This is a genomic window from Micromonospora sp. C51 (genome assembly GCF_018070435.1).
Classification (GTDB): domain Bacteria; phylum Actinomycetota; class Actinomycetes; order Mycobacteriales; family Micromonosporaceae; genus Micromonospora; species Micromonospora sediminimaris.
This window is the reverse complement of record NZ_JAGPXQ010000024.1, coordinates 17,921-44,152: the sequence shown is the minus strand read 5'-3', so window position 1 is coordinate 44,152 and position 26,232 is coordinate 17,921. Positions and strand designations below refer to the sequence as shown.

Sequence of the window (26,232 nt, the reverse complement as noted above, 5' to 3'; positions counted from 1 at the left end):
GGGTGTAGTGTTGTCAAGTCGACCAGGCTGTCCGCTCCGGCGGATGGCCGTGAAAGCGGAGCGCCTGCTCCCACCCGAGTCGCCGCCTCTGGCGTCCGGGTCCGGTCACCGGTTCCGGGCACGTCCCGGCATCGGATGCGCGATCCTGTGATCGTGCCGACCGGTCGAGCAGGCCCTGGCATTCGCCGGGGCCTTCTACTTTCCGGGCCGGTTCCCACCGGGAGCCGCCGGGTCGGCCACGCATGAAGATCCGACTCGAGGAGGCCCCATCAGCGTCGAACCACGCGTGAACGATCAGATCCGGGCACGTGAGGTCCGACTGGTCGGCCCCGAGGGTGAGCAGGTGGGCATCGTCCCGCTGGAGCGCGCCCTTCAGCTGGCCGCGGACGTCGATCTGGACCTGGTCGAGGTTGCGCCGATGGCGCGCCCGCCGGTGTGCAAGCTCATGGACTTCGGCAAGTTCAAGTACGAGAGCGCACTGAAGGCGCGCGAAGCGCGGCGTAACCAGCAGCAGACCGTCATCAAGGAGATGAAGCTCCGGCCGAAGATCGATCCGCACGACTACGAGACCAAGAAGGGTCACGTGGTGCGGTTCCTCAAGGCCGGCGACAAGGTCAAGGTGACGATCATGTTCCGCGGTCGCGAGCAGAGCCGCCCGGAGCTGGGCTACCGGCTCCTGCGCCGGCTCGAGTCCGAGATCACGGAACTGGGATACGTGGAGTCCGCTCCGAAGCAGGACGGCCGAAACATGATCATGGTTCTCGCTCCGCACCGGGCCGTGAAGGCCTCCGCGGTCGCCGCCACGGCTTCCCGTGGTGGGCCTCGGGAGCGGACCGCGGAGGAGCCCGCCGCGACCGCCGAGCCTGCGGTGACCAGTGAGAGCGCAGCAGCCGGTGAGACCGGCACGACCGCTGACACCAGCGGTCAGTAACAGGGGAGAAGACGTTCCACATGCCGAAGATGAAGAGCCACACGGGGATGGGCAAGCGGGTCCGCGTGACCGGCAAAGGCAAGATCACGAAGCAGCAGGCCGGTCTGCGTCACAACCTGGAGAAGAAGCCCTCCACCCGCACCCGCCGGCTGACGGGCGTGGTCGAGGTGGCCAAGGCTGACGTCAAGCGCATCAAGAAGCTGCTCGGCCGCTGACGCGCGCCACCTGAATCCAAGAAGGAGTTGAGATGGCACGCGTCAAGCGGGCTGTTAACGCCCAGAAGAAGCGCCGTACCCTGCTGGAGACCGCGAGCGGATACCGCGGTCAGCGCTCCCGGCTGTACCGCAAGGCCAAGGAGCAGGTGCTGCACTCGATGCAGTACGCCTACCGGGACCGTCGCGACCGCAAGGGCGACTTCCGGCAGCTGTGGATCCAGCGGATCAACGCGGGTGCCCGCGCCAACGGGATGACCTACAACCGGCTGATCCAGGGCCTGCGCCTGGCCGGCATCGAGGTCGACCGCAAGATCCTGGCTGACCTGGCGGTCAACGACGCCGCCGCGTTCGCGGCGATCGTCGAGCTGGCCCGGGCTGCCGTGCAGGCCGAGGGCACCGGCGGCGCGCCCGCCCAGGCCGCCTGAGTCCCACACAGCGCAGCGAGGCGTCCCTCGGCCACGGGGGACGCCTCGCGCGTGTGGCGGAGAACATGCCTTTCACACCGCGTACGCCCCGGGTGGTGGCCGCGCGCCGACTTCAGCGTCGCCGCGAACGCGACGCCGCTGGTCGGTTCCTCGCCGAGGGACCGCAGGCGGTCCGGGAGGCGCTGAGCCGATTCCGCACCGTGCTGGAACTGTTCGGCACCCCCGCCGCCCTCGACCGGTACGCCGATCTCGCGGCGACCGCCGCCAACGACGACGTACCCGTCTCCGAGGTGACCGACGAGGCGCTCGCCGCGCTCGCCGAGACCGTCGCCCCGCAGGGACTGGTCGCCGTCTGCCAGCACCTCGACGTGTCCCTGACCGTGGCGTTGTCCCGCAGCCCCCGACTGGTGGCCGTACTCGCCGGCATCCGTGACCCGGGCAACGCCGGCACGGTGCTGCGTACCGCCGACGCGGCCGGCGCCAGCGCGGTGATCTTCGCGGGGGACGCCGTCGACCCGTACAACGGCAAGTGCGTCAGGTCGTCCGCGGGCAGCCTGTTCCACGTCGACGTGGTCCGGGAACGCGACCCGGTCGCGACGCTCACCGCGGCGCGGGCCGCCGGGCTGACCGTGCTCGCCGCGACCGGCCACGGCGAATCTGATCTCGACGACCTGGTCGACGCCGGCCGGCTGGCCGCACCGACCGCCTGGCTGTTCGGCTCCGAGGCGCACGGCCTGCCCATCGAGCTGGCCGAGGCCGCCGACGCCCGGGTCCGGGTGCCGCTGCACGGGCGGGCCGAGAGCCTCAACCTGGCTGCGGCGGCGGCCGTCTGCCTGTACGCTTCGGCCAGAGCACAGCGCTGACCTGAGGTCACGCGCATGACGGAGGAGATGCGGTCCCGATGATGAACGCACCACGGCGTTCGTTTAGCCAGCCCGCCGGTGTCGGCGGGCGGCGGGCCTGACCTGCTCTCCACGCGACTCCCACCGGCGGGCTGCGGCACAGCCGCGCGTCCGTAGACTCGCCTAGCCGCCCGCGAGGGCCGGCGCCGTCGTGAGGGAGTGCCCGTACGCCATGACCTACCGCAACGATCCGTACGACCCGAAGCAGGTCGCCCTGCTCGACCCGGCCGCGCTGGCCGAGGCCGTTACCGAGGCCGAGAAGGCGTTCACCGCCGCCGGTGACCCCGACGCGCTGGCCGCGGTGCGCCCGGCGCATCTGGGCGACCGGGCCCCGGTCTCGCTGGCCCGCCGCGAGATCGGCGCGCTGCCGCCGGCCGCCAAGGCCGACGCCGGCAAACGGGTCAACGAGGCCCGCCGCACCATCGAGCAGGCGTACGCCGCCCGCGCCGAGGTGCTGGAACGTGAGCAGGCCGAGCGGGTCCTGGTCGCCGAACGAGTCGACGTGACGCTGCCGTACGACCGGCACCCGCGTGGCTCCCGGCACCCGATCACCCTGCTGATGGAGCAGATCAGCGACCTGTTCATCGGGATGGGCTACGAGGTGGCCGAGGGGCCCGAGGTCGAACTGGAGTGGACCAACTTCGACGCCCTGAACATCCCCGCCGACCACCCCGCGCGTGGGCTGATGGACACCTTCCACATCGCACCAGAGGGCTCCGGTCTGGTGCTGCGTACCCACACCTCGCCGGTGCAGGCGCGCACCATGCTCACCCGCCAACCACCGATCTACGTGGTCGTTCCCGGCCGGGTCTACCGGACCGACGAGTTGGACGCCACCCACTCTCCGGTCTTCTACCAGGTCGAGGGTCTGGTGGTGGACAAGGGCATCACGATGGCCCACCTGCGCGGCACGCTCGACCACTTCGCCCGGGCCATGTTCGGCGCGGGTGCGAAGACCCGGTTCCGGCCGCACTACTTCCCGTTCACCGAGCCGTCGGCCGAGTTCGACGTGTGGTTCCCGGAGCACCGCAAGGGCCCACAGTGGGTCGAGTGGGGTGGCTGCGGCATGGTCAACCCGCGGGTGTTGCGGGCGTGCGGCATCGACCCGGAGGTCTACTCCGGCTTCGCCTTCGGCATGGGCATCGACCGGACCGTGATGTTCCGGCACGGGGTGGGCGACATGCGGGACCTGGTCGAGGGCGACGTCCGGTTCACCCGGGCGTTCGGCCACGGGGCTTAGTGCGGGCGCGAGTTACGGAGACGGTGGTTACACATCATGCGAGTTTCTCTCAGTTGGCTGCGGGAGTACGTCGACCTTCCCGACCTGTCTGTCGACGAGCTGGAGCGGGCCCTGGTCGACCTCGGCATCGAGGTCGAGTCCATCGTGGACCTATCCGGCACGGTCACCGGGCAGCTGGTGGTCGGTGAGGTCCTGGAGATCGAGGAGCTGACCGGCTTCAAGAAGCCGATCCGGTTCTGTCTGGTGAACGTGGGCGCCGCCAACGGCACCGGCGAGCCGCAGGAGATCGTCTGCGGTGCCCGCAACTTCGCCCCGGGCGACCGGGTCGTGGTCATCCTGCCCGGCGGGGTGCTGCCGGGTAACTTCGCCGTCGGCGCCCGCCGGACGTACGGGCGCAACTCCAACGGCATGATCTGCTCGGCCCGGGAACTGGGTCTGGGCGACGACCACGACGGCATCCTGGTGCTGCCCGAGCACGTGGTTGCCGAGCCCGGCGACGACGCCCGGCCGGTGATCGGTCTCAACGACATCATCGTCGAGGTGGAGATCACCCCGGACCGGGGCTACCAGATGTCCCTGCGCGGGCTCGCCCGCGAACTGGCGCACGCTCTCGGCCTCGACTACTCCGACCGTGGCCGGATGCCCGCGACGCCCGGCACGGCCGAGCCGGCGTACCCGGTCGAGGTGCGCGACCCGGTCGGCTGTGACCGGTTCGCGGCCCGGATGGTGCGCGGCGTCGACCCGGCGGCGCAGACCCCGGACTGGATGCGGCAGCGGCTGACCATCGCCGGCGTCCGCAGCATCTCGTTGCCGGTCGACATCACCAACTACGTGATGCTCGAACTCGGCCAGCCGATGCACGCCTTCGACGCGGACCGGATCGCCGGCCCGCTTGTGGTGCGCCGGGCGGTACCGGGGGAGAAACTGACCACGCTCGACGGGGTGACCCGCGCACTCGCCCCCGAGGACATGGTCATCTGCGACGCCGGGCTGCCGAACCCGCTCGCCGCCGAGGGCGACGGCATGCCGATCTCGCTCGCCGCCGTGATGGGCGGCGAGACCAGCGAGGTGCTGCCGGGCACCGTCAACGTGCTCTTCGAGGCCGCACACTGGGACCCGGCGATGGTGGGCCGCACCGCCCGTCGGCACAAGCTGTTCAGCGAGGCGGCGAAGCGCTGGGAGCGGGGGGTGGATCCGGCGTTGCCGCTGGTCGCCCTGGATCGGGCGGTCGGGCTGCTCACGTCGTACGCGGGCGGCACCGCCAGCGAGGAGGTGCTGGACATCAACCATGTCCGGCCGCGTACCCCGGTCACCCTGCCGGCCGACCTGCCCACCCGGCGGGTCGGGGTGGACTACCCGCCGGCCCGGGTGGCCGCCCTGCTGGAGCAGGTCGGCTGCACCGTGTCGCGCGGCACCGACCGGCTGGCCGAGGATCCGGGCGAGGTGGCGGTGGCCGCCGGTGGCGGCGAGACGCTCAGCGTCACCCCGCCCACCTGGCGGCCCGACCTGACCGACCCGGCGGACCTGGTCGAGGAGGTGGTCCGCCTCGACGGGTACGACAAGGTGCCGTCGGTGCTGCCGACCGCGCCGCCCGGCCGGGGTCTGACCGGGCAGCAGCGACGTCACCGGGCGGTGTCCCGCTCCCTGGCGGAGCGTGGCTACGTCGAGGTCCTGGCGCACCCGTTCGTCGCCACCGAGCTGGCCGACCAGCTCGGCCTGCCCGCCGACGACCCGCGCCGCCGGGCGGTGCGGCTGGCCAACCCGCTGTCGGAGGAGGAGCCGCTGCTGCGCACCACACTGCTCGGCCCGCTGCTCGGTATCGTCCGGCGCAACCTCGGCCGTGGCCTGCGGGACCTGTCCCTCTACGAGATCGGCACGGTCTTCCACCCCCGGCCGGACGCCGGCAGCCCGCCGGCGATGGGCGTGGATCGGCGTCCCACCGACGCGGAGTTCGCCGCCGCCGACGCGGTGGTTCCGCGCCAACCCCGGCACGTGGCCGTCGTGCTGACCGGCGACATCGAGCCGGCCGGCTGGTGGGGCGGCGGACGGGCGGCAGGCTGGGCGGACGCGGTCGAGGCGGGCCGCGCGGTGCTGGCCGCCGCCGGGGTGCCCGACCGGCAGGTCGAGGTGCGGTCGGCCGAGTACGCCCCCTGGCATCCGGGCCGCTGCGCGGAGCTGCTGGTCGACGGGACGGTGGTCGGCCACGCCGGTGAGCTGCACCCGCAGGTCGTGGCGACGCTGGAACTGCCGAGGCGGACCTGCGCCATGGAACTGGACCTGGACGCCCTGCCGTCCGCCCCGCCGGTCGGCGCGCCGACGGTGTCGACGTTCCCGCCGGCCCTGATCGACGTGGCGCTGGTGGTGGCCGAGTCGGTGCCGGCGGCGCAGGTGCGCCAGGCGCTCGTCGAGGGCGCCGGCGAGCTGCTGGAGTCGGTCAGCCTGTTCGACGTGTACGCCTCGGAGCAGATCGGCGCCGGCCGCAAGTCGCTGGCCTACAAGCTCACCTTCCGGGCACCGGACCGCACCCTGACGGTCGAGGAGGCGGTGGCCGCCCGCGACGCCGCCGTCGCCCGCGCCGCCGAACGCTGGGACGCCACCCTCCGCGGCACCTGACAGGCAGCGGAAGGGGCTCCTCCGCTACGACGTGTAGCGGAGGAGCCCCTTCCTTTCCAGGAGTGGGTACCGGCACTGACGATGTGTACGGTCGATGACGCCGGCAAGGCGCTCGGTGTGGGATCGACCGAAAGGTCGACACCGATGGCTGTTCGGTTACCCGCGAGTTACCTCAGAGCGGTTAGCCTGCTTGGATTCCGAGTGCCGTCATCCGCAGCACCCCCGCCACCCCCACGGGAGCCCCCTCATGTCCGATGATCCGCCCGCCTCGGTCGACGTCTGCATAGTCGGTGGTTGTGGCCGGGTGGGCCTGCCACTGGGCATCGCCTTCGCCGCCCGCGGGCTGTCGGTCGTGCTGTACGACATCAACGCCGAGGCTGTCGCGGGAGTCAACGCTGCCACCCTGCCCTTCGCCGAGCCCGGCGCGGCCGGTCCGTTGGCCGAGGCGGTGGCCGCCGGGCGGCTGCGCGCCACCACCGACCCCGCCGCTGTCGGAGCCTCGGAGCATCTGATCGTCGTGGTCGGCACACCGGTCGACGAGCACCTCAACCCGGATCTCCGTGCCGTGCCCCGCGCGCTGGAACGCTGCGCCGAGCATTTGCGCGATGGTCAGCTGATCGTGCTGCGCAGCACCGTCTACCCCGGAGTCACCGCGCTGACCGAGAAACTGCTGGCCGGCAAGGGCCTGCGCGCGGACGTGGCGTTCTGCCCGGAGCGGATCGCCGAAGGCCGGGCGATGACCGAGTTGTTCACCCTGCCGCAGATCGTCGCCGCACGGACCCCGGAGGCGCGGACCCGGGCGGAGCAGCTGTTCCGGCACCTGACCGACCAGATCGTCCCGCTCGAACCCGAGGAGGCCGAGCTGGCGAAGCTGTTCACCAACACCTGGCGGTACATCAAGTTCGCCACCGCGAACCAGTTCTGGATGATGGCCAACGACTTCGGGCTGGACTTCGCCCGGATCCGGCATGCGGTGGCGTACGACTATCCGCGCGCAGCCGACCTGCCGATGCCCGGTTTCGCCGCCGGACCGTGCCTGTTCAAGGACACCATGCAACTGGCCGCCTTCAACCGGAACAACTTCGTTCTCGGCCACTCCGCGATGTTGATCAACGAGGGGCTGCCGCTGTACCTGGTGTCCCGTCTGGAGGACCGGTTCGACCTGGCGACCTCGACGGTGGGTATCCTCGGCATGGCCTTCAAGGGCGGCAGCGACGACCCCCGGGAGAGCCTGGCGTACAAGCTACGCAAGATTCTGGCGTTGAAGACCCGGGAGACGCTCTGCACCGACCCGTACGTGGTCGACGAGCGCTTCGTCGATCTCGACGAGGTGTTGCGCCGGGCCGACCTGCTGGTCATCGCCGCACCGCACGAGCAGTACGCCCGCCTGGACACCGACAAACCGGTGATCGACATGTGGGGCCTCACCGGGCAGGGAGTGCGGGTGTGATGAACCCCCGGGTCTCGGTGATCGTGCCGGTCTACAACGAGGGCGAAGCGATCATCCGCTGCCTGGAGCGGATGTTGCGCGAACTGATGCTGCCCGCCGAGGTGCTGATCGTGCACGACATGCCCGAGGACACCACGGTCCCGTACGTCGAGCGGATCGCGCGTACCGACCCGAGGGTCCGGGCGGTGCTCAACACCTACGGCCGGGGCCCGGCCAACGCGATCCGGTTCGGCATCGACGTGGCCCTGGCGCCGGTCGCGGTGGTGACGATGGCCGACGGGTGCGACGATCCCCGCCAGATCGATGAACTGGCCCGGTTGGTGGACCGGGGCGTGGTGGTCGCCGCGGCTTCCCGGTACATGCCGGGTGGTCAGCAGGTCGGCGGACCGAGGCTGAAGCGACTGATGTCGCGCTGGGCGGGGCGCAGCCTCTACACCTTCGCGCGAGCGGGCACCCGGGACGCCACCAACAGCTTCAAGGCGTACGATACGACGTTCGTCCGCGAGGTCGGCATCGAGTCGCGGACCGGCTTCGAGATTGGGCTGGAACTCACCGCGAAGGCCACCCGGCTGCGCCTGCCCGTCGCCGAGATCCCGACCATCTGGCTGGACCGTCCGCTTGGCGAGTCCCACTTCGACCTCGGCCGCTTCCTCCCCGGCTACCTGCGTTGGTACCTGTTCGCCTACGGTCGACGGTTGAGCCGGGAGAAGTTGACCGCCCGGGTGCGGACGGCGGCCGTGCCGACCCCGCGTGGCACCGAGTACGAGAAGACGGCATAGGAGCGTACGTGGCGAAGGTCCTGGTAACTGGTTCGGCCGGATTCATCGGCGGCTATCTCGTCGCGGAGCTGCTCGACCGTGGCCACGAGGTGGTGGGCGTCGACAACTTCTCGAAGTACGGGCCGGTGACCCAGAGCCACGCGGGGCACCCCCGGTTCCGGTTCGTCGAGGGGGACGCCCGCGACACCGATCTGCTGACCGGGCTGCTCGACGGCTGCGACCACCTGGTCGCCGGCGCCGCGATGATCGGCGGGATCTCCTACTTCCACGCGTACGCCTACGACCTGCTCGCCACCAACGAGCGGATCATGGCGGCGACCTGCGACGCGGCGTTGCGGGCACACCGCGCCGGTCGCCTGTCGAAGGTCACCTACCTCTCCTCCTCGATGGTGTTCGAGTCCACCGAGCACTGGCCCAGCCGGGAGGGCGACGAGCGGCGCATCCCGCCGCCGCTGTCCTCGTACGGCTTCCAGAAGCTGGCCGTGGAGTACTACGCCCGGGCGGCCTGGGACCAGTACCAGTTGCCCTACACGATCGTGCGGCCGTTCAACTGTGTCGGCGTGGGGGAGGGGCGGGCGCTGGGCCAGGCCGAGGTGCACTCCGGCAACGTGAAGCTGGCCATGTCGCACGTGGTACCGGACCTGGTGCAGAAGATCGTCAAGGGGCAGGATCCGCTGCACATCCTCGGCGACGGCGACCAGGTGCGGCACTACACCTACGGCGGCGACCTGGCCCGGGGGATCGCGCTCGCCATCGAGCACCCGGCGGCGCGCAACGAGGACTTCAACCTCTCCACCGCCGAGTCGACCACCGTCCTGGAGCTGGCCGAGCTGATCTGGCGCAAGATCAAGGGACCTGACGTGCCGTTCCGGCATGTCAGCGACGAACCCTTCCAGTACGACGTACAAAAACGCGTACCGGACACCACGAAGGCTCGCGAGGTGCTCGGCTTCACCGCCACCACGACCCTGGACGAGATGCTCGACGAGGTCATCCCCTGGGTGACCCACGCGGTCGCCGAGGGCCGCCTCTGACCCCGGGAAGCTGTCGGGCCTGTTCCTGCCGCCGGGCGCCGGAACGGTACCCGGCTACCTCTCCTCGGCGTCGAGCTGCCCCACCGCCCGCAGCCGCGGCGGGTCGAGGACGGTCATCCGCCGGTAGTCAGTGTCGATGAGGCCCTCGGTTCGCAGATCACGCAGGCTCTTCTGGATCGAGGTCTCGGAGGCGCCGCAGATCGTGGCGAGTTCCGGTTGGGTGAGCCGAACATCGATGACGACACCGTCGGGCGCCCGCTGACCGTGGGTGCGGGACAGTTCCGCCACGACCCGTGCCACCCTGATCTTGACCGGGTACGAGGTGAAGTCGATCCGTCGCCGGTTCGACCAGCGCAGCCGGTCCGAGACCATGGCGGCGAGTTCGAGCGCCGCGTCGGGGTTCCCGCGTAGGAAGGTCCGGAAGCGGTCGCACGGGATCACGCTGTAGCGGGCCGGTCCGCACGCGGTGACCGTGGCCGACCGAGGCTGTTCGTTAAGCGCGGACATCTCGCCGACGAGGTCACCCCCGACCCGAAGTGACAACAGCGCGGTCCGGCCGTCCGGCAGCGCGGCGGTGACTTTGGTCAGCCCGTGCTCGATCAGAACCAGGTGTGACTCTTGACGACCCTCGTGAATCAGGATCTGACCGGCCGGCACCTGACGGCGGACGCCGAGTTCCAACAACGCCGCGCGGACTGTGGGACCCAGCCGCTGCAGGAATGTGCCGTAGGGCCACTGTGCGGGCTGAGGCGTTTCTCGCCGCATCAACGCTCCCACATTTCTCAACCAACGAAGGCGATCGAAGCGTAACCGTTCTCTCGCGGTGCGCGACGCCGGGCGGAACAGCGCCACCGCGAGCAGGTAGGCGACCAACAGCCCGAGCGTCGGCCACGCCGGTAGCCCCGACCCCAGGAGCAGGTCGATCGGCAGGGTCCACATGGGCCAACTCCATCCGTTCGGTCGGGTGGAGACACCCGCACAGGAAGGGATGACGGGTGGACGACAAACGCGGCGATGCCGTCTTTCTACGGGATCTCCGAGTTTCGTCGCGTCTTGGATGTCACCTGGTGCCCGGCTCTGACGGGCCATGGTGAGGAGGACCGACCACATGCGACATCCCGAGCGGCGCCTGCTGGTCTGCGTGGACATGGAACGCTACAGCCGGCGTACCAACCTTCAGCAGTACGAGGCTCAGCACGACTTTCACCGCCTGCTGCGGGAGGCAGCCGGCGACGTGGGCATGGACCGGGTGGGCTGGACGACGCAGCAGTCGGGCGATGGCGAACTGGCAATCCTGCCGCACGACATACCCGAGGCGAGAGTGATCGGCCGGTTCGTGCCGGAGCTGAATCGGCTGCTGCGGCGGTACAACGCCAGCCGGCTGCCGGCGGCCCGCATCCGGCTCAGGGTTGCGGTGCACCAGGGCATGGTGCACCTCGACGGTGCCAATGGATTTCCCGGGCAAGCGGTCGTGCTGGTCAGCAGGTTGTGCGACGCGGAGCCGGTCCGCCGGGCTCTGGCCGCCTTCCCCGAGGCCGGGATCGCGCTTGTGGTGTCCGCAGACATCTACCGTGACGTTGTCACCGAGTATCCCGAGGAGCTCCGCCCGGAACGGTTCCGTCGGATCGACGTGGTCCACGCGAGCAAGGGATTTCAGGAGCCGGCGTGGCTCTGCGTCGTCGACGAGGACCTGGCCTCCTGGGTGGACGGATCCCCGGAGTCCACCTCACCGGCTGGGGACACGTCGGATGTCTCTGCTCGCCGTTCGCGCGCGACCCGGGATGGCGACATCCCCGCCCCGGGCGGGATCCGAACCGGCGACATCACCGTCGAGGGGCAGAACGCCATCGGCCCGGGTGCCACGGCGATCGGGTCGATCGGTCGTGACGCGAATCTCGGTGGAGGTACGGACCGGTGAGCGACCACCGTCCGGATCCGGCGTGGTCCGCTTCCGAAGCCGTGCCGGCCGATGCTGGGCTGGAGCCACCGGGCGACCAGCCGCGGGAGGACCGCCCCGGACCCGCGCCGGACAGCGGCTCGACCGCTGCGGACCCACCATCCACGGAGCGGGAGCCGGAGGATGTCGAGGACACCGACGAGGCCGAGGAGCCGCTGGACTCCGCCGACGTGCTGCGTCGTCTCGCCGGTCTGCTCGGCGGCAGCGGGCGCATCGATGTCGGCGACATGCAGGTACAGGGGCAGAACGCGATCGGTCCTGGCGCGCTCGCCATCGGCACGGTCAGCGTCACCGCCGCGGCAACCGCCGGGGGTGGTCGCGTCTGGGCGGAGACACTGAGCGAATCGACCGTACGGGAGGTCGCCTTCGCGTACGCTCCCGCCGCGAGCGATCAGCAGCTCGACCGGCAGTTGAAGCAACGCCACCTGGTGTGCCTGTCCGGGCCGCCCGGCAGCGGCCGCTTCACCTCCGCGCTGGTCGCCTCGGCCCGCCGGCACGGCTTCGGCCGGGTAGGTGTTCTCGGCGTCGAGCAACTCGCCGACCTGCTCGGCACGAACTCCGTTCCCCGTAGCGGATGCGGCTACGTGCTGCGGCTCAGCGACGAGACGGTGCGCGCGGTGGACTCGTACACCCTCGTCGCCTTGGCGGCCCGCGCCGAGACCCACGGGGTGACCCTGCTTCTCGTCGGCGACTTCTCGCGGCGGATCCAGGATCTCAGCGGCCATGTGGTCGAGCATCGACCGCCGCCAGCGGAGGAGGTGTTTCGCACCCGGCTGCGTCGTGAGTTGACGGTGCCGTGCGTCGACTTCTGCGCGGACGGCTGTGACGGCGGGTGCGTCGAACGGTACGTCGACGAGGAGTGCGTCCGGCATCCCTTGCTGGCGACCTACCTCGGCGGGGAACCTCGGCCACGCGAGGTCGTTGCGGTGGTGCAGGCGATCGCCCGCACGGCACCACGCGCCGCGGCGCTGACCGCCCGGTTGGCGGAGCTACTGCCCCGGCAGCTGCGCGAGCGCGCGGCGCGCATTCTCGACGCGGAGGACGGCGCCGGTGCCTCGGTAGGTTGGTCCCGGGACCAGGTACGGGCGTTCCGGCTCTCCTGCGCGGTTCTGGTCGGCCTCTCCGCCTCGGAGATCCGCCTCGCCGCCGACCGGCTCGTGGCCGCTGACGGGCTCGGGTACGCCGACCGGCTCGTGTCGGCCGACGCGCCGATGCCACCGGCGACGGTTCCGCTGCGCCTACGCGGAACCACCGTCGATCAGCTGCTCGGCACGACGCTGCGGGCGGCGGTGGTGGCACCGGCCGACGGGTGGGCCGTGGGCGCTGCCCATCTCCAGTTCGCCGCAGGCAGCGAGCAACTGCGCTCCGCCGTGCTCGACGTGGCCTGGACGGACTGGTACCCACCTCGGGTGTTGCTCGGCTGGCTCGCGGATCTGGTCCGGGCCGAACAGCCGGCCGTACGCCAGGCGGCGGCCGGGGCGGTCGGTTGGACGGCGAGCAGAGACGTGCAGGCGGCCCTGGACACGGTACGGGATCTGGCCCGGGAGCGGCGGGCCGGAGTTCGGCAGGCGGCCGCGATCGTGCTGGTGGCGATGGCGATGCAACCCCATCTGAGACAGCGGGTCAGGGCCGAGCTGGATCGCTGGGCAGCCGGGCCGGCCGGCCATCTGCGGGACACCGTGGCCCGAGCCCACGAACTCGGGCTGGCCCGTCTCTGGCCTGACGCGGCGCTGGTGCAGCTACGCCTGGTGGCGTCAGCGCGCATGCAACGCTGGAACAACTCCGTGGTTCGGGGCCTGATCGAGGTGTATCAGAGTGGCCACGCCGCCGCCCTGGTGCCCGATCTGGTCGAGTGGACCCGGTCGCCCGACCGCGAGGTACCGCTGCACGCCGCCCGAACGCTGCGGGTTCTTGCCGAACGGTGGGCGCGGCCGCCTCGGGAACACTGGCCGGAACTGCTGGACCTCGCCCGTACGGGGGTTATCACCGACGAGGACCTGGCGACGCTTTGGGCGACGGCGCTGAGCCTGCCGGAAACGGCGTACCGGTCCTGGCGGACCCTCGGCTCCTGGCTCAACCGGGCGGACGGCCAACCGGAGGTCGCTGGGCACGTCCTGGCGCTGCTGCGACTCGTGGTGGCGGGACGGATTCCGTTGCGTCGGCGACTCCACCACCAGCTACGGCATGTGTGGCACCCGGTGATGCCCCGGAACGCCCTGCTTGCCGATGTCGGACAACTTATCGATGAGGACAACCGATGAGCACTCAACCCGCCGGGAACCCGCACGTCCACCACTCGGTGCCGAGGCAGGCCGATCGCCGATGGTGGCACTCCATCTTTCCGCCGTCTCCCGCTCCGCTGCCGCCCGTACCCGTTCGGGTGAGCTTTCGGCAGGACGTACCGCAACCCCTCCTGGTGCCGGCCAAGGGCGACGCTTTCGATTTCCGCCTGCACGTCGTCTACCTCTGGACCGCGTCGAACATGGGGTTCGAGGAACTGCGCCTGCGCGCCGAGCGGTTGTTGCCGTGGGCGGGTGGAATCGTCCGGGAGCGGGCGGTGGACCTCGCCCGCGAGCACGAACCGCACCGCGCTCACGACCTGGAGCGGGCGCTGAACAACCTCCTGATGCACCAACGGTGGCCGCAGGACGCGAGCCTGCCGCAGTTCGGAGTTCATCTACGGGTCAGCCCCGACGAGCGGGTGCGGGAGCGGCTGCGCCCGTACTGGGAGGAGCGGATCGAACTCGAGTGCCACCACGAGCTACAGAAGATCCGTGCCTGGCAGGCCGACGACCTGACCCGCCGGTGGGCTGCGGTGTTGCAGAGCCTGGAGGACGACCCGGTCACCGGGCATGCGGCGCGGCTGGCTGGGGAGCAGTTCGCCGAGGTCTTCCAGCGGTACGTGGTGGAGCGCCGTGACACCGTCCCGGATCTGGTGAGTCTGCTGCGGGAGGCGGTGAAGGGCCACGGTGATCTCGGTCTTGGGCCGTCCGAGTACACGCAGGCGTGGGACGCCGCGCTGCGGACGTACGAGCGTCAGCACGGGCTGTCGGGGCGAGCCAATTGATCGTGCGGTGGCCCTTCTTCGGCACCGGAGGGCCACCGCACCCGGCTTTACATCACCATGCGCACGACTGTATGACCTTGCAGTAACTTTCTTTCGAGGCTATCCTCGCTGCATAGTCATGCGGAGGTAGGTATGGGGATTCGGGCTGCGGTGGCCGGAGCGAGTGGGTACGCCGGTGGTGAACTGCTCCGCCTGCTCGCCGGACATCCCGAGTTCGACCTGGTCGCGGCGACCGCGCACAGTCAGGCCGGGCAACGGCTCGACGCGGTCCACCCGCAGCTGACCGGGCTGGACGTGACCCTCGGTGCGACCGCGCCGGAGGTGCTGGCCGAGGCCGATCTCGTCTTCCTCGCCCTGCCGCACGGCGAGTCCGCCGCCCTCGCGGCGCAGCTGCCCGCCGGGGTCCGGATCGTCGATCTCGGTGCCGACCACCGGCTCGTGGACGCCGACGCCTGGGCCCGTTACTACGGCGGCCCGCACGCGGGCGCGTGGACCTACGGCCTGCCCGAGTTGCCGGGTCAGCGGGAGCGGATCGCCGCCGCCGAACGGGTGGCCAGCACCGGCTGCTACGCGGCGACGATCATCCTCGCGCTGGCCCCGCTGATCGCCGCCGGTGTCGCCCGACCCGACGACGTGGTGGTCGTCGCCGCGTCCGGCACCTCGGGCGCGGGCCGGGCCGCCAAGGCGCACCTGCTCGCCAGCGAGGTGATGGGCGACCTGTCGCCCTACAAGGTGGGCGCGCACCAGCACGTACCCGAGATCAAGCAGGCCACCGGCGCGACCGGGCTGTCGTTCACGCCGGTGCTGGCGCCGATGCCGCGCGGCATCCTGGCCACGGTCACCGTGTTGCCGACCGGCGAGACCGACCCGCGCGCGGTGCTGGCGCAGGCGTACGCGGACGAACCGTTCGTGCATCTGCTGCCCGAGGGGCGGTGGCCGCACACCGCCGCCACGCTGGGCGGCAACTCCTGCCATCTGCAGGCCACCGTCGACGTCGATTCCGGTCGGCTGATCGTGGTCGCCGCGCTGGACAACCTCGGCAAGGGTGCCGCCGGTCAGGCGGTGCAGAACGCCAATCTGATGTTCGGTCTGCCCGAAGCCACGGGCCTGTCCGTCTGGGGGACCGCACCGTGACCGTGACCACACCCCGGGGTTTCCGGGCGGCCGGGGTGGCCGCCGGCCTGAAGAGCAGCGGCGAGCCGGATGTGGCGCTGGTGGTCAACGACGGCCCCGACGCTGCGGTGGCCGGGGTCTTCACCGCCAACCGGGTCAAGGCCGCGCCGGTGCTCTGGAGCCAGCAGGTCGTCCAGGGCGGCATCGTGCGGGCGGTGGTGCTCAACTCCGGCGGCGCGAACGCCTGCACCGGCCCGGCCGGCTTCCAGGACACCCATGCCACCGCCGAGCACACCGCCGCCGTGTTGGCCTCGGCCGACGTGCATCAGATCGGCGCGGGCGAGGTGGCGGTCTGCTCCACCGGCCTGATCGGCGAACGGCTGCCCATGGACCGGCTTCTGGCCGGGGTCGCCGCTGCTGTCGGCAGCCTGGGCGACAACGGTGGTGCCGCCGCTGAGGCGATCATGACGACGGACACCCGGCCGAAGACCACAGTCGTCTCCGGCGCCGGCTGGAGCGTCGGCGGCATGGCCAAGGGCGCCGGCATGCTGGCCCCGGCGATGGCGACCATGCTCTGCGTCCTCACCACCGACGCGGTGGCCGGGCCGGAGACGCTCGACGCCGCGCTGCGGGCGGCCACCCGGGTCACCTTCGACCGGGTCGACTCCGACGGCTGCCTGTCGACAAACGACACGGTGCTGCTGCTGGCCAGCGGTGCCTCGGGCGTCGCGCCGAGCGAGACGGAGCTGGTCTCGGCGGTCACCGCCGCCTGTCACGATCTGGCCCAGCAACTGATCGCCGACGCCGAGGGCGCCACCAAGCAGGTCGCCATCGAGGTCGTCGGCAGCGCCGACGAGGACGACGCGGTCGAGGTGGGCCGGACGGTGGCCCGCAACAACCTGGTGAAGACCGCGCTGTTCGGCAACGACCCGAACTGGGGCCGGATCCTCGCCGCTGTCGGTACCACCACCGCCGCCTTCGAGCCGGACGCCGTGGACGTGGCAGTCAACGGCATCTGGGTCTGCCGGGGCGGTGCGGCGGCCGAGGACCGCTCGAAGGTCGACCTCTCCGGCCGGGACGTCACGATCCGGATCGACCTGCACGCCGGTACCGCCGAGGCGACGGTGTGGACCAACGACCTGTCGCACGCCTACGTGCACGAGAACTCGGCCTACTCAACGTGAGCGCGAGGAACGCAGCGCAGCGGAGTCCCGCAGTCGCGAACGAAAGGTCGACCCGGTGACCCTCAGCTCTGATCTGACCCGCGCCCAGGCGAAGGCCGCCACGCTGATCGAGGCGCTGCCGTGGCTGGCCCGCTTCTCCGGTTCCACGGTCGTGATCAAGTACGGCGGCAACGCCATGGTCGACCCGGAGTTGCAGCGGGCCTTCGCCGCCGACATGGTGTTCCTGCGGTACGTCGGGCTCAAGCCGGTGGTGGTGCACGGCGGCGGCCCGCAGATCTCGGCGATGCTCGGCCGGCTGGGCATCGACAGCGAGTTCCGGGGTGGCCTGCGGGTGACCACCCCGGAGGCGATGGACGTGGTCCGGATGGTGCTGGTCGGCCAGGTGGGCCGGGAACTGGTCGGTTTGATCAACGCGTACGGGCCGTTCGCGGTCGGTCTCTCCGGCGAGGACGCCGGGCTGTTCACGGCGGTGCGGCGGCCCGCGTACGTCAATGGTCAGCCGGTCGATGTCGGCCAGGTCGGCGACGTGGAGTCGGTGGACGTCTCGGCGGTGGACGACCTGATCGCCGCCGGCCGGATTCCGGTGATCTCCACGGTGGCGCCGGACGCGGACGGGGTGTTGCACAACCTGAACGCCGACACCGCCGCCGCCGCGCTCGCGGTCGCCCTGCGGGCGCGCAAGCTGGTGGTGCTCACCGACGTACCCGGCCTGTACGCCGACTGGCCCGACAAGTCCAGCCTGGTCAGCGAGATCAGCACCGATGAGCTGGCGAAGCTGCTGCCGTCGCTGGAGTCGGGCATGGTGCCGAAGATGGAGGCGTGCCTGCGGGCCGTCAACGGGGGAGTGCCGGCCGCGCACGTCGTGGACGGTCGGGTCGCCCATTCCACCCTGCTGGAAGTGTTCACCTCGGAAGGGTTCGGAACGATGGTGATTCCCTCATGAGTGCTCTGGTCAGCCGGTGGCGGCAGGCGATGATGGACAACTACGGCACGCCGCCGATGGCGCTGGTGTCGGGCTCCGGCGCCGTCGTGGTCGACGAGGCCGGCCGGGAGTACGTCGACCTGCTCGGCGGCATCGCGGTCAATTCGCTCGGCCACGCCCACCCGGCGGTGGTGGCGGCCGTGTCGAAGCAGGTCGCGACGCTCGGCCACGTCTCCAATCTGTACGTCTCCGAGCCGCCGGTGGCCCTGGCCGAGCTGCTGCTGGCGTTGGCCGGCCGGCCGGGGCGGGTGTTCTTCGCCAACTCGGGAGCCGAGGCCAACGAGGCCGCGTTCAAGCTCTCCCGCTGCACCGGCCGCACCCAGGTGGTGGCCACCGTCGGCGGCTTTCACGGCCGCACCATGGGCGCTCTGGCGTTGACCGGTCAGCCGGCCAAGGCGGACCCGTTCCGTCCGCTGCCGGGCGAGGTCACCCATGTCCCGTACGGTGACGTCGCCGCCCTGGCCGAGGCGGTGACCGACGCCACGGCCATGGTGATCCTGGAGCCGATCCAGGGTGAGAACGGCGTGCTGGTCCCGCCGGCCGGCTACCTCGCCGAGGCCCGGCGGATCACCGCGCGGCACGGTGCCCTGCTGGTGCTCGACGAGGTGCAGACGGGCATCGGCCGGACCGGGCACTGGTTCGCCCACCAGGCCGACGGCGTCGAACCGGACGTGGTGACCCTGGCCAAGGGGCTCGGGGGCGGCCTGCCCATCGGCGCGACCCTGGCCTTCGGCCCGGCGGCCGACCTGCTCGGCCCTGGCTCGCACGGCAGCACCTTCGGCGGCAACCCGGTCAGTTGTGCCGCCGCCCTGGCGGTGATCTCCACCATCGCCAGTGAGGGGCTGCTCGACCACGTCAAGCGGATCGGTGAGCGGCTGCGTCGGGGGATCGAGACGCTCGGTCATCCGCTGGTGGGCGGGGTACGCGGTGTGGGGCTGCTGCTCGGCGTCACCCTGACCGCTCCGGTGTCCGCGGCCCTCGCCGGCGCGCTGCGCGAGGCCGGCTTCCTGGTCAACCCGATCCAGCCCGACGTGATCCGCCTGGCCCCGCCGTTGATCCTCACCGCCGCTCAGGCCGATGCCTTCCTGGCGGCGCTGCCGGCCGCCCTGAGCGCCGCCACGAGCGCTCCGGATCGCGGTGCCCAGGATGCGCCGTCCCGCGGCGCGTTCTCGACCGCCGCTCCGGCGGTCGCCGCGGATCCGGTTACGGAAACGCCCTCGCAGGGGCGCTCCCGCACCGAGATCCCAACCGAACCGGTGACGCCGACGGAGGCTTCCGCATGACCCGGCACTTCCTGCGCGACGACGACCTGTCTCCGGCCGAGCAGTCCGCGGTGCTCGACCTGGCCGGCCGGATGAAGGCCGACCGCTTCGCGTTCGCGCCGTTGGCCGGGCCCCGCTCGGTGGCGGTGCTCTTCGACAAGCAGAGCCTGCGTACCCGGGTCTCCTTCGACGCCGGCATCGCCGAACTCGGTGGTCACCCCCTGGTGGTGGACACCCAGGTCACCCACTTCGGCAGGGGTGAGTCGCTCGCCGACGCCGGTCGGGTGCTGTCCCGCTATGTGGCCGCGATCGTGTTGCGTACCCACGGCGACGACCGGATCGCGGCGGTGGCCGCCGGTGCCACAGTGCCGGTGGTAAACGCGCTGACCGACGGGTTCCACCCCTGCCAGTTGCTCGCGGACCTGCTCACCATCCGCGAGTGGTGTGGCGGTACCGCCGGGCGGACGCTGGCCTACGTCGGGGACGCGGCGAACAACATGTCCCACTCGTACCTGCTGGCCGGCGCGACGGCCGGGATGCACGTGCGGGTCGCCGGCCCGGCCGGCTTCCATCCGGACGCGGACGTGGTGACCCGCGCCGAGGCGATCGCCGCCGGCACCGGCGGTTCGGTCCGGGTACTCACCGACCCGGTGGCGGCGGTGCGGGACGCCGATGTGGTGGCCACCGACACCTGGACCTCGATGGGACAGGAGGGTGACGGGTTGGACCGCAGCACCCCGTTCCTGCCGTACCAGGTCAACAAGGCGTTGCTCGGGCACGCCGCGCCGGAGGCCGTCGTGCTGCACTGCCTGCCGGCGCATCGCGGCGAGGAGATCACCGACGAGGTGCTCGACGGCCCGCGCAGCGCCGTCTTCGACCAGGCGGAGAATCGGCTGCACGCCCAGAAGGCGCTGCTGACCTTCCTTCTCCAAGGAGAGCCGACATGACGGCACCACTGACCCGGGGCGCTCGGCACGCCCGCATCGTCGAGCTGATCCGCGACAAGCCGATCCGGTCGCAGACCGAGCTGGCCGAGCTGCTCGGCGACGAGGGCGTGCAGGTCACCCAGGCCACCCTCTCCCGGGATCTGAAGGAACTCGGCGCGGTCACCGCCCGGGGTGGTGACGGTCGAGCCGTCTACGTCATCCCCGAGGACGGCCATCGCCCGCTGCGCGACGCCGAGGCGGCGCCGGCCCGCCTGGTACGGCTGCTGCGCGAACTGCTCAACGAGGTCGACTCCAGCGGCAACATCGCGGTCCTGCGTACCCCGCCGGGAGCCGCCCACTACCTGGCCAGCGCGTTGGATCGGGCAGGTCTGTCGGAGGTCGTCGGCACCATCGCCGGCGACGACACCATCTTCGTCGTGGCGCGCGCCGTTGACGGTGGCGCCGCGCTCGGTGAACGGCTCGCCGGCTGGGCCCGCCGGGACGACAGCGCCGAAGGGAGCGGTACGCCATGAGTGAGGTCGTGTCGGACGTGGGTGCCCGGTGGGGAGGCTGCTGATCGTGGGGACCACAATTGACCGGGTGGATGACAAGAGCCTGACCGAGAACAGCGCAGCGGCCAACCGGACGAGCCTGTGGGGAGGGCGCTTCGCCGGCGGCCCGTCCGAGGCCCTGGCTCGGCTGTCGGTGAGCGTGCAGTTCGACTGGCGGCTGGCCCCGTACGACATCGCCGGTTCTCGGGCACACGCCCGGGTGCTGGCCGGTGCCGGCCTGCTCGACCCGGAGGAACTGGGCCGCATCCTCGCCGCCCTCGACGACCTGGAGGCCGCCTGCGCCTCGGGCACGTTCCGTCCCACCGTCGACGACGAGGACGTGCACACCGCTCTGGAGCGCGGGCTGCTGGAACGGCTCGGCAGCCTCGGCGGCAAGCTGCGCGCCGGCCGGTCCCGTAACGACCAGGTCGCCACCGACCTGCGGCTCTACCTGCGTGACCATGCGCGGGGCGTGGCCGCGCGGCTGGTGGAGCTGGCCGAGGCGCTCGTCGAGCAGGCCGGACGGCACGTGGACACCGCCGCACCCGGCATGACGCACCTGCAACACGCCCAGCCGGTCACCTTCGGCCACTGGCTGCTCGCCCACGTGCAGCCACTGCTGCGGGACCTGGAACGGCTGCGCGACTGGGATCACCGCGCCGCCGTCAGTCCGCTCGGCGCGGGGGCGCTGGCCGGATCGGGGCTGCCGCTGGATCCGGTGGCGGTCTCGAAGGAGCTGGGCTTCCGGACGTCCTTCGCCAACTCGATGGACGCGGTCGCCGACCGGGATTTCGTCGCCGAGTTCCTCTTCGTCACCGCGATGATCGGGGTGCATCTGTCCCGGCTCGGTGAGGAGGTGGTGCTCTGGACGTCGCAGGAGTTCGGCTGGGTCGAGTTGGACGACGCCTTCGCCACCGGCTCGTCGATCATGCCGCAGAAGAAGAACGCGGACATCGCCGAGCTGGCCCGGGGCAAGTCCGGTCGGCTCGTCGGCGGGCTGGTCGCGGTGCTGACCATGCTCAAGGGCCTGCCGATGACGTACGACCGGGACATGCAGGAGGACAAGGAGCCGGCCTTCGACGCGGTCGACACCCTGGAACTGCTGCTGCCGGCGCTGGCCGGGATGATCTCCACCATGACGGTACGCGTCGACCGCCTGGTCGCCGCCGCGCCGGTGGGCTTCTCCCTCGCCACCGAGGTGGCTGACTGGCTGGTCCGCAAGGGCGTGCCGTTCCGTGACGCGCACGAGATCACCGGCAAGCTGGTGGCGCTCTGCGCGGCCCGGGACTGCGCCCTCGACGAGGTCTCCGACGCCGACCTGGCCACCGTCAGCGAGCACCTCGACCCGAGCGTCCGCGACGTGCTCTCGGTCCGTTCCGCCCTCGCCGCCCGGATCACCCCCGGCTCCACGGGCCCCGGCCCGGTAGCCGACCAACTAGCCACCGCCGCAGACCAGCTGACCACCTGGCGCGCCTGGACTGCCGAGTCAGTGGTCCCCCGCTGACCCGCACCCCTTCGCGATCTCTCGTGCAGTTTCGGGGGAAACTGTCGCCACCGGGCACGCTGAGACGACAGTTTCCCCGAAACTGCTGCCTCAACGCGCCCGGGTCAGGTGGTGGGGGAGGTACGGGTGGAGAGGCGGTGCGGGAAGAGGGCGAGCGCCTCGTACAGGTTGGCGGCGTACTCAGGCGTCCCGGCGACGGAAGGCAGCCACGGCCCCACTCCCGATGACAACGACCCAACCGAGCAGCACGAGCAGGCCGGTGGCGGGCGTCAGGACCCGTGCCGGGTCGGGAAGGTAGAGCAGGCCACCAGCCCGGTCTGGCAGGTAACGAGCGTGCGGGGTGACGGCGTCCAGCACCGGCGAGGCGACCAGAACCAGGCTGAGCGTGACGACGAGAGCGGAAACGACGGCTCGCAGGAGCGCGGCCAGAGCCAGCCCGAGCAACCCGATGAGCGCGAGGTAGGCCGCCGCGCCGACGACTTTCCACGGGAAACCGTCGGTGACCACCGGGACGTCCCGCGTGGCCAGCGCGATTCGGGCCGTGAGCAGCCCGACGGCGAGCGCCGCGACGGCGGTTACGACAGCCCAGGCCAGGTAGGCGAAGGTCTTGGCAGCCGGCACGGCCAGGCGGTCCGGCACACACAGCAGGGTGGTGTGGATCTGCCCATCGGCGTACTCGGTCCCGACCGCGAGGACGCCGAGCGAGATGGTGCCGGCCTGGAGGTACGGCACCGCTTGGAGGACGACTGCGACCGGCTCGTTCGCCCCGACCGGCGAGGCGGCCAACGCCCCGGTGATGGCGACGGCTGCGCCGATCGTGCCGAAGACCGCGGCCAGCGCCGCAGGCAGTCCGAACAGCTTGGTCAACTCCGCGACGGTGGCGCGGGCGCAGGAGCGGATCACGCGTCCCGCCGCAGGAAAACCGCACTGGCCAGCGCGAGCAGCCCTGCCGTCCAGGTGGCCATGACCAGGCCGCCCGTGACCGGGGCGAGCGCGTCGTCGAACGCCAGCAGGTCACCGGCGAACATGCTCATGCCCGCGAGATCGGGCAGGAACCTCGCGAGCGGGGTGAGGTGCGACAGCAGCACGGAGACCGAGACGAGGCTGCTGTTCACCACGAGCACGATGATCGGGACGATCCCGTTGCGGGTGAAGACGGTGACGGCGAGGGCGATCAGCGCCGCGAGCATCCAATAGATCCCGGCACCGACGGAGCGGGACAGCACCCCTTCCGGGGCCGGCGGAGCGTCGGTGCCGACTATCCCGCCGGCCAGCGCCAACGAGGCGGGAATCACCACCAGAGCCGCTACCGCGACCAGCAGGACGACGCTGGCGACCTTGGCGGCCAGCACGCCGAGGCGGTTGGGGGTAGCGGTGAGGGTCGTGGTGATCTGCCGACCGCCGCCGATCCTGGCACTGTTCGCGGTGTACTCGCCGCCTACGGCGACGACGCCGAGGACCACCGCGCCGACCGTGCCGATCGGCACCGCGGAGAAGACCGCCTCAACAGGCGAGGTGTAGGCCGTCAGCTCGGGCCGTCCGCTGCGCAGCGCGGCGCGGACGCCGACGGAGTTGATCAGAGTGATCGCGACCGGACCGAGCACCGTGACAGCCAGCGCGACAGCGGTCGCCGGCAGCGTCGCCGTCTTTCGAATCTCGGCGACGACCGTGTCGAAGAAGGTCATCGCCCACCTGCCGTCGGCCCGGTGAGAGCGAAGAAGGCATCCTCCAGGGTCGGGTAGCCGGCCGTGACCTCGCGGATCGGGCCGGCGGCGACGACCCGGCCGTGGGCGATGACGACCAGGTCGTCGGCGATCTCGTCCACCTCCCTCATCAGGTGGCTGGAGAGCAGCACGGTGCCACCGGCATCCGCGTGCCCGCGCAGCAGAACGCGGATCCAGCGAATGCCCTCCGGATCGAGCCCGTTCACCGGCTCGTCGAGCACAAGTGCACGGGGTTCGCCGAGCAGCGCGGCGGCCAGCCCGAGCCGCTGGCACATGCCGAGCGAGAACCGGCTGACCCTGGTTCCTCCGGCGGCACCGAGCCCGACCTGATCGAGCACCTCGGCCACCCGCCGGATCGGGATGCCGTTGCTGCGCGCCATCCAGGTGAGGTGGTTGCGCGCGGTACGGGAGCGGTGTGCGCCGGAACCCTCCAGCATCGACCCGACGGTGCGTAACGGCTGGCGCAGGCGCCGGTACGGTTGGCCGTCGACCAGGGCCGTGCCGGCATCCGCCCGGTCCAGGCCCAACAGGATGCGCAGGGTGGATGACTTGCCCGCACCGTTCGGCCCCAGCAGACCTGTCACCCGGCCCGGTGCGGCCCGGAAGGTGACATCGGTGAGGATCTCGCGGGAGCCGCGCCGCTTGACCAGACGCTCGACTGACAGCATGAGCACCATGTCAGCTCAGGGTGCCGATCCGCGTCATCGGACCAGAGCCGGGACTTCCGCCAGCCCTCCCACCTCAGGTCGCTCCGACCCAGGTCCGATGTCAGGCCACGGTCCGGGTTCCTAGACTCGCGAGATGGCACCTGACGGGCGACCGACACGGCGGCCCTGGCTGTCCGCCGTCGCAGTCTCGGTGCCGGTGGCTCTGCTCCTCTGCCTGATGACGGCGGGCACCGTGGGGCCGGCCGGGACGCTCCTGCTGACGGTGATCACCACGACCGCCGTCGCAGCGTTGCTCTGGGCGGTGATTGGCGCCCGTCAGGAACGGCGGGTGTACGAGGACCGGTTGACCGCCTGGGCGGCTGAGCGGGCCGCGGCGGCGGAACGGTTGCGCATCGCCCGTGAGCTTCATGATCTCGTCTCGCATGGCCTGGGCCTGGTCACGGTGCGTGCCGCCACGGCCGCCCGGGTGACCGGGCCAACCGGTGAGGCCGAACGGGCGAACGCCCTGTCCGACATCGAACAGGTCGGTCGGGAGACCACGGCCGAACTGCGGCGGATGCTCGACGTGCTCCGCGCACCTGGCGCCGAGCCCGCTCCCTTGCGGCCGCCCGACACACTCGACGCCCTACCGGAGATCGTGCGCTCCACGACCGCCGCCGGGATCGCCGCCACTGTCGAGGTGCGGAAGGTCGGTGAGGTGCCACCGGGCGTGCAGCTCACCGTGTGCGCGATCGTCCGCGAGGGCCTGAGCAACACGGCCCGGCACGCCGGGCCGACCTGCGTGCACGTCACCGTGGATCGCGACGGCGACGCGATCGTGGTGGAGGTACGGGACACCGGTCCCCGTCCCGGCTGGCGAGCCCGCCCCGGGGCCGGCCACGGCCTGGACGGTCTGCGCGAGCGGGTGAGCATGCTCGATGGTGCCCTGCGCGCTGGCCCGTCCGGGCCGGGCTTCCAGCTCACGGCGCGCCTGCCGGCCCGGCGGTCCGGATGACAACTGAATCAGCGGGCCGATCCACAAGCATCCGGGTGCTCGTCGCGGACGACCAGCCGCTCCTGCGGCACAGCCTCGCCCTGCTCATCGACGGCACCCCGGGCCTCACCGTCGTCGGTCAGGCTGCCACCGGACACGAGGCCGTGTCGCTCACCCGTGAACGCCGCCCCGACGTCGTCCTGATGGACATCCGGATGCCCGACGGCGACGGCATTGAAGCGACCGGACGCATCGCCGCCGCCACCGACCTGAGCGGTACCAGGGTCCTCGTGCTCAGTATGTTCGCGCTCGACGAGTACGTGGCTGCCGCGCTGCGCGCCGGGGCGCACGGGTTCCTGCTCAAGGACGCCCACCCGGACCAACTCGTCGACGCAATCCGACGGACCCACGCGGGCGAGTCCCTCTTCGCTCCCAGCATTCTCACTCGCTTCGTCGCGCACTACCTCGACCGGCCCGGCCCACCCGAGGTCCGTAAGATCGACAGGCTCACCGGCCGCGAGACCGAGGTGCTGTCTCTCGTGGCCCGCGGCCTGTCCAACGACGAGATCGCTCGGACACTCACCATCTCGATCAAGACTGTCAAGACTCACGTCGGCAACCTGCTCACCAAGCTCGACGCCCGGGATCGAGCCCAGCTCGTCATCGCCGCCTACGAGAACGATCTCGTCGCACCTCGATCCTCTGCGTGATCTTCGCGTCCTGCCTGCCGGA

Annotated in this window: 25 protein-coding genes; 21 read left to right on the top strand and 4 right to left on the bottom strand. The window is 71.2% G+C overall.

Going from position 1 to position 26,232, the window contains the following annotated elements:
* Nucleotides 1-286: 286 nt before the first annotated feature.
* The 9 genes from infC (at nt 287) to KBX50_RS21720 (ending at nt 9,589) form a co-directional block, all read left to right on the top strand.
* Nucleotides 287-931: a translation initiation factor IF-3 gene (gene infC, locus KBX50_RS21760; protein WP_093404276.1), complete on the top strand. Its 645-nt coding sequence runs from the start codon at nt 287-289 to the stop codon at nt 929-931.
* Nucleotides 932-951: 20 nt separating this feature from the next.
* A complete protein-coding gene (rpmI, locus tag KBX50_RS21755) occupies nt 952-1,146 on the top strand; it encodes a 50S ribosomal protein L35 (RefSeq protein ID WP_093404274.1) in 195 nt (64 codons plus the stop codon).
* A 32-nt stretch (nt 1,147-1,178) separates the two neighbouring features.
* Nucleotides 1,179-1,571, top strand: a complete 393-nt coding sequence (gene rplT, locus KBX50_RS21750) for a 50S ribosomal protein L20 (protein ID WP_093404272.1) — start codon at nt 1,179-1,181, stop codon at nt 1,569-1,571.
* Between the two features lie 65 nt (nt 1,572-1,636).
* Nucleotides 1,637-2,434 carry an RNA methyltransferase gene (locus tag KBX50_RS21745; protein WP_210939294.1) on the top strand — a complete coding sequence of 266 codons (798 nt, stop codon included), beginning with the start codon at nt 1,637-1,639 and terminating at the stop codon, nt 2,432-2,434.
* A 211-nt stretch (nt 2,435-2,645) separates the two neighbouring features.
* Entirely contained in the window at nt 2,646-3,713 is a 1,068-nt protein-coding gene (pheS, locus tag KBX50_RS21740; protein ID WP_210939292.1) for a phenylalanine--tRNA ligase subunit alpha, read from the top strand.
* Between the two features lie 36 nt (nt 3,714-3,749).
* Nucleotides 3,750-6,326, top strand: coding sequence for a phenylalanine--tRNA ligase subunit beta (gene pheT, locus KBX50_RS21735; RefSeq protein WP_210939290.1), 2,577 nt, complete (start codon nt 3,750-3,752; stop codon nt 6,324-6,326).
* Nucleotides 6,327-6,573: 247 nt separating this feature from the next.
* Nucleotides 6,574-7,776, top strand: a complete 1,203-nt coding sequence (locus KBX50_RS21730) for a nucleotide sugar dehydrogenase (protein WP_210939288.1) — start codon at nt 6,574-6,576, stop codon at nt 7,774-7,776.
* Entirely contained in the window at nt 7,776-8,555 is a 780-nt protein-coding gene (locus KBX50_RS21725) for a glycosyltransferase family 2 protein (protein ID WP_210939352.1), read from the top strand. The genes KBX50_RS21730 and KBX50_RS21725 overlap by 1 nt, the downstream gene beginning before the upstream one ends.
* A gap of 8 nt (nt 8,556-8,563) precedes the next feature.
* Nucleotides 8,564-9,589: an NAD-dependent epimerase/dehydratase family protein gene (locus KBX50_RS21720; protein ID WP_210939287.1), complete on the top strand. Its 1,026-nt coding sequence runs from the start codon at nt 8,564-8,566 to the stop codon at nt 9,587-9,589.
* Nucleotides 9,590-9,643: 54 nt separating this feature from the next.
* On the opposite strand, the gene KBX50_RS21715 is transcribed toward KBX50_RS21720, so the two are convergent.
* Nucleotides 9,644-10,528 carry a Crp/Fnr family transcriptional regulator gene (locus KBX50_RS21715; RefSeq protein WP_210939286.1) on the bottom strand — a complete coding sequence of 295 codons (885 nt, stop codon included), beginning with the start codon at nt 10,526-10,528 and terminating at the stop codon, nt 9,644-9,646.
* A gap of 169 nt (nt 10,529-10,697) precedes the next feature.
* Between KBX50_RS21715 and KBX50_RS21710 the strand changes: the two genes are divergently transcribed.
* The 10 genes from KBX50_RS21710 (at nt 10,698) to argH (ending at nt 22,135) form a co-directional block, all read left to right on the top strand.
* Nucleotides 10,698-11,507, top strand: a complete 810-nt coding sequence (locus KBX50_RS21710) for a hypothetical protein (RefSeq protein ID WP_210939285.1) — start codon at nt 10,698-10,700, stop codon at nt 11,505-11,507.
* On the top strand, nt 11,504-13,807 hold the full coding sequence (locus tag KBX50_RS21705; RefSeq protein WP_210939284.1) for a hypothetical protein: 2,304 nt from the start codon (nt 11,504-11,506) through the stop codon (nt 13,805-13,807). Before KBX50_RS21710 ends, KBX50_RS21705 begins: the two co-directional genes overlap by 4 nt.
* On the top strand, nt 13,804-14,613 hold the full coding sequence (locus KBX50_RS21700) for a hypothetical protein (RefSeq protein WP_247674174.1): 810 nt from the start codon (nt 13,804-13,806) through the stop codon (nt 14,611-14,613). Before KBX50_RS21705 ends, KBX50_RS21700 begins: the two co-directional genes overlap by 4 nt.
* Nucleotides 14,614-14,745: 132 nt before the next feature.
* A complete protein-coding gene (gene argC, locus KBX50_RS21695) occupies nt 14,746-15,747 on the top strand; it encodes an N-acetyl-gamma-glutamyl-phosphate reductase (protein WP_210939283.1) in 1,002 nt (333 codons plus the stop codon).
* Nucleotides 15,744-16,910 carry a bifunctional glutamate N-acetyltransferase/amino-acid acetyltransferase ArgJ gene (gene argJ / locus KBX50_RS21690; RefSeq protein ID WP_210939282.1) on the top strand — a complete coding sequence of 389 codons (1,167 nt, stop codon included), beginning with the start codon at nt 15,744-15,746 and terminating at the stop codon, nt 16,908-16,910. Before argC ends, argJ begins: the two co-directional genes overlap by 4 nt.
* Nucleotides 16,911-16,965: 55 nt before the next feature.
* Nucleotides 16,966-17,853, top strand: a complete 888-nt coding sequence (gene argB / locus KBX50_RS21685) for an acetylglutamate kinase (protein ID WP_210939280.1) — start codon at nt 16,966-16,968, stop codon at nt 17,851-17,853.
* Entirely contained in the window at nt 17,850-19,175 is a 1,326-nt protein-coding gene (locus KBX50_RS21680; RefSeq protein WP_247674173.1) for an acetylornithine transaminase, read from the top strand. The genes argB and KBX50_RS21680 overlap by 4 nt, the downstream gene beginning before the upstream one ends.
* Nucleotides 19,172-20,101 (top strand): ornithine carbamoyltransferase, encoded by a 930-nt coding sequence (argF, locus tag KBX50_RS21675; protein ID WP_210939278.1) that lies wholly within the window; start codon nt 19,172-19,174, stop codon nt 20,099-20,101. The genes KBX50_RS21680 and argF overlap by 4 nt, the downstream gene beginning before the upstream one ends.
* Nucleotides 20,098-20,613 carry an arginine repressor gene (locus tag KBX50_RS21670; protein WP_210939276.1) on the top strand — a complete coding sequence of 172 codons (516 nt, stop codon included), beginning with the start codon at nt 20,098-20,100 and terminating at the stop codon, nt 20,611-20,613. The genes argF and KBX50_RS21670 overlap by 4 nt, the downstream gene beginning before the upstream one ends.
* A gap of 58 nt (nt 20,614-20,671) precedes the next feature.
* Nucleotides 20,672-22,135 carry an argininosuccinate lyase gene (gene argH / locus KBX50_RS21665; protein ID WP_210939348.1) on the top strand — a complete coding sequence of 488 codons (1,464 nt, stop codon included), beginning with the start codon at nt 20,672-20,674 and terminating at the stop codon, nt 22,133-22,135.
* 180 nt (nt 22,136-22,315) lie between these two features.
* Here the strand turns inward: argH and KBX50_RS21660 are convergent, their stop codons facing one another.
* The 3 genes from KBX50_RS21660 to KBX50_RS21650 are packed head-to-tail and all read right to left on the bottom strand — an operon-like array spanning nt 22,316 to nt 24,536.
* Nucleotides 22,316-23,038: a hypothetical protein gene (locus tag KBX50_RS21660; RefSeq protein ID WP_210939274.1), complete on the bottom strand. Its 723-nt coding sequence runs from the start codon at nt 23,036-23,038 to the stop codon at nt 22,316-22,318.
* The gene (locus KBX50_RS21655; RefSeq protein WP_210939272.1) at nt 23,035-23,820 is read right to left on the bottom strand and encodes a hypothetical protein; all 786 of its coding nucleotides are present in this window, start codon (nt 23,818-23,820) and stop codon (nt 23,035-23,037) included. The genes KBX50_RS21660 and KBX50_RS21655 overlap by 4 nt, the downstream gene beginning before the upstream one ends.
* Nucleotides 23,817-24,536 carry an ABC transporter ATP-binding protein gene (locus tag KBX50_RS21650; protein WP_247674172.1) on the bottom strand — a complete coding sequence of 240 codons (720 nt, stop codon included), beginning with the start codon at nt 24,534-24,536 and terminating at the stop codon, nt 23,817-23,819. The genes KBX50_RS21655 and KBX50_RS21650 overlap by 4 nt, the downstream gene beginning before the upstream one ends.
* A gap of 124 nt (nt 24,537-24,660) precedes the next feature.
* Between KBX50_RS21650 and KBX50_RS21645 the strand changes: the two genes are divergently transcribed.
* Together KBX50_RS21645 and KBX50_RS21640 are read left to right on the top strand one after the other, a co-directional pair.
* Nucleotides 24,661-25,521, top strand: a complete 861-nt coding sequence (locus KBX50_RS21645; RefSeq protein WP_210939270.1) for a sensor histidine kinase — start codon at nt 24,661-24,663, stop codon at nt 25,519-25,521.
* Nucleotides 25,518-26,210, top strand: coding sequence for a response regulator transcription factor (locus KBX50_RS21640; protein WP_210939268.1), 693 nt, complete (start codon nt 25,518-25,520; stop codon nt 26,208-26,210). Before KBX50_RS21645 ends, KBX50_RS21640 begins: the two co-directional genes overlap by 4 nt.
* Nucleotides 26,211-26,232: the final 22 nt, after the last annotated feature.

Excerpts from the sequence above, each read along its gene's own strand:
- pheS (WP_210939292.1), top strand. The coding sequence starts at position 2,646 with ATGACCTACCGCAACGATCCGTACGACCCGAAGCAGGTCGCCCTGCTC.
- KBX50_RS21745 (WP_210939294.1), top strand. The coding sequence starts at position 1,637 with ATGCCTTTCACACCGCGTACGCCCCGGGTGGTGGCCGCGCGCCGACTT.
- KBX50_RS21650 (WP_247674172.1), bottom strand. The coding sequence starts at position 24,536 with ATGGTGCTCATGCTGTCAGTCGAGCGTCTGGTCAAGCGGCGCGGCTCC.
- KBX50_RS21710 (WP_210939285.1), top strand. The coding sequence starts at position 10,698 with ATGCGACATCCCGAGCGGCGCCTGCTGGTCTGCGTGGACATGGAACGC.
- rplT (WP_093404272.1), top strand. The coding sequence starts at position 1,179 with ATGGCACGCGTCAAGCGGGCTGTTAACGCCCAGAAGAAGCGCCGTACC.
- rpmI (WP_093404274.1), top strand. The coding sequence starts at position 952 with ATGCCGAAGATGAAGAGCCACACGGGGATGGGCAAGCGGGTCCGCGTG.
- KBX50_RS21640 (WP_210939268.1), top strand. The coding sequence starts at position 25,518 with ATGACAACTGAATCAGCGGGCCGATCCACAAGCATCCGGGTGCTCGTC.
- KBX50_RS21645 (WP_210939270.1), top strand. The coding sequence starts at position 24,661 with ATGGCACCTGACGGGCGACCGACACGGCGGCCCTGGCTGTCCGCCGTC.
- KBX50_RS21655 (WP_210939272.1), bottom strand. The coding sequence starts at position 23,820 with ATGACCTTCTTCGACACGGTCGTCGCCGAGATTCGAAAGACGGCGACG.
- argC (WP_210939283.1), top strand. The coding sequence starts at position 14,746 with ATGGGGATTCGGGCTGCGGTGGCCGGAGCGAGTGGGTACGCCGGTGGT.
- KBX50_RS21715 (WP_210939286.1), bottom strand. The coding sequence starts at position 10,528 with ATGTGGACCCTGCCGATCGACCTGCTCCTGGGGTCGGGGCTACCGGCG.
- pheT (WP_210939290.1), top strand. The coding sequence starts at position 3,750 with ATGCGAGTTTCTCTCAGTTGGCTGCGGGAGTACGTCGACCTTCCCGAC.
- KBX50_RS21725 (WP_210939352.1), top strand. The coding sequence starts at position 7,776 with ATGAACCCCCGGGTCTCGGTGATCGTGCCGGTCTACAACGAGGGCGAA.
- argF (WP_210939278.1), top strand. The coding sequence starts at position 19,172 with ATGACCCGGCACTTCCTGCGCGACGACGACCTGTCTCCGGCCGAGCAG.
- KBX50_RS21730 (WP_210939288.1), top strand. The coding sequence starts at position 6,574 with ATGTCCGATGATCCGCCCGCCTCGGTCGACGTCTGCATAGTCGGTGGT.
- KBX50_RS21670 (WP_210939276.1), top strand. The coding sequence starts at position 20,098 with ATGACGGCACCACTGACCCGGGGCGCTCGGCACGCCCGCATCGTCGAG.
- KBX50_RS21680 (WP_247674173.1), top strand. The coding sequence starts at position 17,850 with ATGAGTGCTCTGGTCAGCCGGTGGCGGCAGGCGATGATGGACAACTAC.
- KBX50_RS21700 (WP_247674174.1), top strand. The coding sequence starts at position 13,804 with ATGAGCACTCAACCCGCCGGGAACCCGCACGTCCACCACTCGGTGCCG.